This window comes from Nocardioides sp., assembly GCF_034670285.1.
In the GTDB taxonomy this organism is placed as follows: Bacteria; Actinomycetota; Actinomycetes; order Propionibacteriales; family Nocardioidaceae; genus Nocardioides.
Map to the genome: position 1 here is coordinate 1 of NZ_JAXMNS010000273.1, position 5,319 is coordinate 5,319.

General features: G+C 69.6%; 6 protein-coding genes and 1 pseudogene. 5 read left to right on the plus strand and 2 right to left on the minus strand.

All coding sequences use genetic code 11. The features are described from left to right. On the minus strand, nt 1-349 hold a 349-nt coding region (locus VOI19_RS13560), incomplete at its 3' end, for a FadR/GntR family transcriptional regulator (protein ID WP_323793495.1). Nucleotides 350-372: 23 nt separating this feature from the next. On the opposite strand from VOI19_RS13560, the gene VOI19_RS13565 reads away from it, so the two are divergent. From VOI19_RS13565 to VOI19_RS13575, 3 genes are read left to right on the plus strand one after another with little or no spacing between them, the layout of a single operon-like run. Further along, nucleotides 373-909: a gluconokinase gene (locus tag VOI19_RS13565; protein ID WP_323793496.1), complete on the plus strand. Its 537-nt coding sequence runs from the start codon at nt 373-375 to the stop codon at nt 907-909. A gap of 55 nt (nt 910-964) precedes the next feature. After that, nucleotides 965-2,200 (plus strand): acyl-CoA dehydrogenase family protein, encoded by a 1,236-nt coding sequence (locus tag VOI19_RS13570; protein ID WP_323793497.1) that lies wholly within the window; start codon nt 965-967, stop codon nt 2,198-2,200. Nucleotides 2,201-2,208: 8 nt separating this feature from the next. Further along, nucleotides 2,209-2,811, plus strand: a complete 603-nt coding sequence (locus tag VOI19_RS13575) for a TetR/AcrR family transcriptional regulator (RefSeq protein ID WP_323793498.1) — start codon at nt 2,209-2,211, stop codon at nt 2,809-2,811. A gap of 157 nt (nt 2,812-2,968) precedes the next feature. Here VOI19_RS13575 and VOI19_RS13580 read toward each other — a convergent pair whose 3' ends face one another. Continuing rightward, a complete protein-coding gene (locus tag VOI19_RS13580) occupies nt 2,969-4,084 on the minus strand; it encodes a helix-turn-helix transcriptional regulator (protein ID WP_323793499.1) in 1,116 nt (371 codons plus the stop codon). 89 nt (nt 4,085-4,173) lie between these two features. Here VOI19_RS13580 and VOI19_RS13585 point away from each other — a divergent pair, with 89 nt between their 5' ends. Together VOI19_RS13585 and VOI19_RS13590 are read left to right on the plus strand one after the other, a co-directional pair. Beyond that, nucleotides 4,174-4,659 carry a quercetin 2,3-dioxygenase gene (locus tag VOI19_RS13585; RefSeq protein WP_323793500.1) on the plus strand — a complete coding sequence of 162 codons (486 nt, stop codon included), beginning with the start codon at nt 4,174-4,176 and terminating at the stop codon, nt 4,657-4,659. 225 nt (nt 4,660-4,884) lie between these two features. After that, nucleotides 4,885-5,319, plus strand: a pseudogene (locus VOI19_RS13590) (CpaF family protein); the annotation flags it as partial.

Consider the following 5,319-nt stretch of genomic DNA (forward strand, 5'->3'; position numbering starts at 1 on the left):
CGTCCGCTCTGGCTGCCGCGAGCGCGGCCGCCGCGGGCTCAACAGCTGCTCGCAGCTGCGCGAGCTCGATCAGGTGGGAGCGCCGCTCCGGGCCGTCGAGGCGCCAGCGGATCACGGCGGGGTCGAAGGCGTCCCACTCGTCGCGCTCGAGCACGGTGACACCGGTCCGGCGTCGGCTTCGCACGAGACCCATCGAGGCAAGAACCTGCACGACCTCACGTGCGATGGTGCGCGAGATGCTGAACTCCTGACCGAGCCACTCCAGGGTGATCCGGGTGCCCGGCTCGAGGGCGCCCCGCACGATCCGACCGCCGAGCTCGCTGATCGCGTTGTCGTACACCGTCGCCATGGTCGAACCCTAAGGTCATATCTGTGACCGGCTCGGCCGGGGCGCTGGTGATCGTCGTCATGGGGGTCTCCGGCACCGGCAAGTCGTCGGTTGCCGCGCTGCTCGCTGCTGGGCTCGGCGTCGACCTCGTCGAGGGCGATGCCTTCCACCCGGCGAGCAACATCGACAAGATGAGCGCCGGGGTCGCCCTGACCGACGACGATCGGTGGCCGTGGCTGGAGGTGCTGGCTGCGCTGGCTCGCGAGGAGCGTGCGGCCGACCGCTCGGTGGTGCTGACCTGCTCGGCGCTCAAGCGCAGCTATCGCGACGTCCTGCGCAGCGGTGTCGAGGAGGGGCAGGTGTTCTTCGTGCACCTGCACGCCGTGGCCGAGGTGCTCGCCGAGCGGATGGCGCGCCGTACCGAGCACTTCATGCCGGCCGCGCTGCTCGCCTCTCAGCTCGCGACGCTCGAACCGCTGGAGGACGACGAGCGCGGGGTCACGGTCGACGTCGTGGGGCCGCTCGCGGACGTCGCGGCGGCAGCTCGGCTGGAGGTCGAGCGGGCGCGGACAGGAAGTTGAACCTGAATCCAGGTTCAACTATCGTCCGAGGTCACCCGCTGACCTAGGAGACCTCATGGATTTCGCCCCGAGCCCGCGCGCCCTCGAGTACCAGGAGAGGCTGCTGGACTTCATGGACGCCCACGTCTACCCGGCCGAGGCGGTGTACGCCGCTCAGATGGCTGAGTCGGGCAACCCGAACTTCCACCCGCCGGTGCTCGAGGAGCTCAAGGCCGAGGCGAAGAAGCGGGGCCTGTGGAACCTCTTCCACCCCCACGAGAGCGAGGAGTGGGGCTCGCCGGGTCTCAGCAACCTCGACTACGCACCGCTCGCCGAGATCATGGGCCGCAGCCCCTACCTGGCGCCCGAGGCGACCAACTGCAACGCGCCCGACACCGGCAACATGGAGGTCCTCCAGCTCTTCGGCACCGAGGAGCACAAGCAGAAGTGGCTCAAGCCCCTGCTGGCCGGCGAGATCAACTCGGCGTTCTGCATGACCGAGCCCGACGTCGCCAGCTCGGATGCCACCAACGTCGAGCTGAGCATGGTGGCCGACGGCGACGAGTACGTGCTCAACGGTCGCAAGTGGTTCGCCTCCAACGCGCTGCACGCCAACTGCAAGGTGCTCATCGTGATGGGCAAGACCGACTTCGAGGCCGCCACCCACCGCCAGCAGTCGATGATGGTGGTCCCGATCGACACCCCCGGCGTCACCATCGTGCGCGGCCTGCCGGTCTTCGGCTACCTGGACCGCGAGGGCCACGCCGAGATCCTGTTCGAGGACGTCCGGGTGCCCAGGTCGGCGCTGCTCGCCGGCGAGGGCGACGGCTTCATGATCAGCCAGGCCCGCCTCGGTCCCGGCCGCATCCACCACTGCATGCGCTCGATCGGCATGGCCGAGCGTGCGCTGGACCTGATGATCTCGCGCGCGCAGAACCGGGTGACGTTCGGTCAGCCGGTCGCCAACCGCTCCAACATCCAGGACTGGATCGCCGAGGCACGCATCGAGATCGAGATGATCCGGCTCCTGACCTTCAAGACCGCGTGGCTGATGGACACGGTCGGCAACCAGAAGGCGCGCACCGAGATCGCCGCCATCAAGGTGGCCGGCCCGCAGGTGGCGCTCAAGATCATCGACCGGGCGATCCAGGTGCACGGTGGAGGAGGCGTCACCGACGACTTCCCGCTGGCGAGCTTCTACGCCCACCAGCGCACGCTGCGTCTGGCCGACGGTCCCGACGAGGTGCACAAGCGCACCATCGCCCAGGTCGAGCTGCGCCGCATCGACCCCGACTGGAACAAGAAGAAGTAGGGACGGCGATGGCGGTCACGGCGCGAGGCGCCCGCACGCGCGCCGCCCTGGTGGCGGCGGCGCGGACGGTCTTCGAGAGGGACGGCTTCCTCGCCTCGCGCCTGACCGACATCACGGCCGAAGCGTCCTGCTCGGTTGGCACGTTCTACACCCACTTCGCCAGCAAGGAAGAGGTCTTCCTCGCGGTGATGGAGGCCGCGCAGGACGACATGCTGCACCCCGGCATGCCCCACGTCGAGGACGGCGCCGACCCGGTCGCCGTCATCGAGGCCAGCAACCGGGCCTACTTCGATTCCTACCGGCGCAACGCCCGGCTGATGATGCTCCAGGAGCAGGTCGCCACGATCGACGACGACTTCCGGCGTCAGCGCCTCGAGCGCGGCGAGACGTTCGTACGACGTAACGCCAAGGGCATCTCCCGGCTGCAGGACGCCGGCCTCGTCGATGCGCACCTCGACCCGCTGATGACGGCGCGCGCCCTGTCGGGCATGGTCGCGCGGCTGGCGTACACGACGTTCGCGCTCGGGCTCGACCTGGCCGTCGACGACCTCGTCGAGACCAGCACGCGGCTGTGGGCCAACGCGCTCGGCCTCGACGCGAAGCCTGGCTGAGCGAATCACGGCATGCTCGGGCGTCCGCGGACACCCTCTATCGGTCACGAACGACCGGTTTCGACCCGGCAGGATCACGTGACCGATCGCCTCTCTGGTCGGAGCGCGCTGTCCTCGGCAGGTGAGTGCGCCTCGGTCTCAACAGGGACACACCCAGTCAGCGCCCGACCGGGTCCTCGATCCGCTCGGTCGTCTCGTGCAGACCGGTGAGCAGCTGGGAGGTGAAGAGCCCGGCGACCAGCTCGCCACGGGTCGTCACGTGGGTCTTCTCGAAGACGGCCTTGAGGTGGTCGCGCACGGTGTGGGTCGAGATCGCGAGCTCGGCGGCGATCTCCTTGGTCGGCAGGCCCCGACACAGGCAGAGCACGATCTCGATCTCGCGAGTGGTCAGGCCGTAGGACTCCAGCAGCAGCGGGATCAGCTCGGCGGAGCGGATCGCGTCGATGCTCACCGCCACCTGCTCGCCCGGCCCGTCGAGCGAGGCGACGTGCACCTGCACCCAGACACCGCTGCGTCCGCGCAGACGGGTGGTGAACCGGGTCGAGGAGCGCGAGGCGCGCGTGTGCGAGACCGCCACCTGGATCGTGCCCGGCAGTGCGTGCGGGTCGGTGCCCTCGAGCGCCCTGCTGACACCTAGCTGACCGGTCATCAGCTCGCTGAGCATCGCTGCGCCGTCCGAGGTCATGCTGATCACCCGGTCGGCGGCGTCCAGGATGAGCACGGTCGGTGCGGGCATCGAGGCGGTGGGAGCACAACGCCCGAGCGCTCGACGCAGCAGCGTGGTGGCCGGGGCGAGCAGGGCGCGGACGTCGCAGAGCTCCTGAGCGTCGAAGACCGCGCCGCCCGTGCGGACGAAGGCGCCGATCGCCAGGCAACGGTCACCGGCCATGACCACGGCCCGCAGCTCGTCGCTCGCGCCGTAGGCGGCATACAGCTTCTGGTGGCGGGGGCTCCGTGTCAGGTCTCCGTCGGTGGCCTCGACGAGGGTCGCGACCGGGTCGGGGGAGCGCGCGAGGTCGTTGAACTTGTTGAAGTCGGGGTCGAGCAGCTCGTTGTCCCAGAACGGCGCACACTCCGAGGCGTCGAAGCCGGACACGACTCCACCCGCGGGGAGGTGGGAGTCGGGGTCGGTGGTCATCACCGCCGCGGCGTCGTACGGCGCCACGCGCTGGAGGGCCCGAGCGATCTCGGCGCAGACCTGCTCACCCGTCAGGGCCTCGTCGGCTGCGGCGACGAGGCGGTCCCGGGCGGCGATCATGGTGGTCAGGCCCACCTCCAGCAGGCTACGCCGATTGGCACCGGCCGGACACCCCCACGATTGCGGGATGGCGGCGCACCGGCGGTGGTCTTAGCGTCGCGAGCATGACTCTTCAGACACCCAGCATCCTGGCCCGCGACGAGGGGGAGCACTTCCACTTCCTCGACAACCTGTTCACCGCCAAGGTGACCAGCGAGATGTCCAACGACGTGCTCAACGTGATGGAGTTCGTCGGACCCAAGAACTTCGGCCCACCCCTGCACCGCCACGACCTCGAGGACGAGATGTTCTACGTGCTCGAGGGCGAGGTGTGGTTCTCCTGTGGCGGGGTGGAGGCCGTGCACCAGGAGGGGGCGATGGCCTGGCTGCCCAAGGGGCTGCCGCACCAGTTCCAGATCCTCTCCGACACCGCGCGGGTGCTCCAGCTGACGACGCCGGGCCAGTTCGAGAAGTTCGTGGCCAAGCTCGGCAAGCCGGCCGACGGGCCGACGCTGCCCGAGCCCGCGCCGGTCGACGGCGCGCTCGTGGCCCAGGTGGCTGCGGAGTTCAACATCGAGATCCTGGGCCCGCCGCCGGCGCCGGTGGGCTGACCTGCCGCACGCGGGTCACCGGGCACCGTCACCCAGCGACGGTGGGCCCAGGTCGGTGGGGACGGGACGAGTTGCATCGCATCGGTTGCGGCGTACCGCGTCGTTGTCCACAGGCGGGGTTAGACGGCCTTCCGCCTGGGTAGGTGCTCGCCTACGGTGCTGAACAACGCACCTTCGATGCACGTGCCAGTGCACCAGGAACCTGACTCGGGAAACGGGGACCGCATGACGATCACGCGCGCCGCGAGCTCGGGCGAGCGTCGCGACGACACCGCTGTGGTGGAGTCGCTCGACGCCGCAGTGCGCGACCTGGTGCGCCGTGAGGGGGTCGACCCACAGCGAGACGCCGACGTCGTACGGCGCCTGGCGGATCGGGTGGTGCGGGCGCACGACGAGCGCAGCCTTACCGGGATGGTCTCGCCGATCGGCGACGTGGACGCAGTGGTGGGCGAGCTGGTCGCGCGGGTGTCGGGGTTCGGGCCGTTGCAGCCCTTTCTCGACGACCCGACCGTGGAGGAGATCTGGATCAACGATCCCTCGCGTGTCTTCGTGGCACGCCAGGGCCGCCACGAGCTGACCAACCTGGTGCTCACTCGTGCCCAGGTCGACGAGCTGGTCGAGCGGATGCTCAAGTCGAGTGGGCGGCGCCTCGACGTGAGC

Bases quoted from the DNA above. Each gene is read 5' to 3' on its own strand.
- VOI19_RS13570 (WP_323793497.1), top strand. From the start codon at position 965: ATGGATTTCGCCCCGAGCCCGCGCGCCCTCGAGTACCAGGAGAGGCTG.
- VOI19_RS13575 (WP_323793498.1), top strand. From the start codon at position 2,209: ATGGCGGTCACGGCGCGAGGCGCCCGCACGCGCGCCGCCCTGGTGGCG.
- VOI19_RS13585 (WP_323793500.1), top strand. From the start codon at position 4,174: ATGACTCTTCAGACACCCAGCATCCTGGCCCGCGACGAGGGGGAGCAC.